Annotated in this window: 1 protein-coding gene; it reads left to right on the top strand. The window is 72.4% G+C overall.

Going from position 1 to position 602, the window contains the following annotated elements; genetic code table 11:
• Positions 1-10 precede the first annotated feature (10 nt).
• Positions 11-602: AAA family ATPase (locus tag RCG67_RS17065; protein ID WP_368827990.1), on the top strand; the 592-nt coding region annotated here is incomplete at its 3' end.

Here is a 602-nt window from a genome sequence, read left to right as displayed (position 1 = left end):
GGAGGACCCGATGGTCCAGCTCATGAAGCGCAACTTCGACCTCCCGGACGAGCGGTGCCGCGGCGGGCTCTCGCTGGCCCGCACCCGGGAGCTGCTCGCCGCCGGGGACCACGACGAGCTCGACTCGATGGCCGTGAGCGTCTACGGCGAGATGGCCCGGCACTGCGACGTGGTCGTGGTGGACGGCACCGACCTGCTGGCGCACAACGCGGCGACCGCGGAGTTCGACATGAACGCCCGGATGGCCAACAACCTCGGCGCATCGGTCCTGGCCGTGATCGGCGCCGACGAGTCCGAGAGCCCCGAGGACGTCCTCAACGCGATCGAGGTGACCCGCGCCGAGCTCCACCAGGCCCGGTGCGACATCTTCGCCGTCATCGTCAACCGGGCCCGCCCCGAGTGGGTCGAGCGGCTGAGCGCCAACGCCGCCCGGGGCGTGCGCGGGCTGCCCGTCTACGTGATCGCGGAGAACTCCGCGGTGGCCGCGCCCACCGTGGCGGAGCTGCGGGACCGGCACGGGTTCGGGGACCGGCCGTCCACCGTGTCCCTGGACCGCGACGTCAAGGGCGTGAAGATCGCCGCGATGACGGTGGCCCACTACC

It is taken from the genome of Kocuria cellulosilytica (assembly GCF_040981245.1).
Taxonomy (GTDB): Bacteria; Actinomycetota; Actinomycetes; order Actinomycetales; family Micrococcaceae; genus Kocuria; species Kocuria cellulosilytica.
This window is presented reverse-complemented; position numbering and strand designations above follow the sequence as displayed.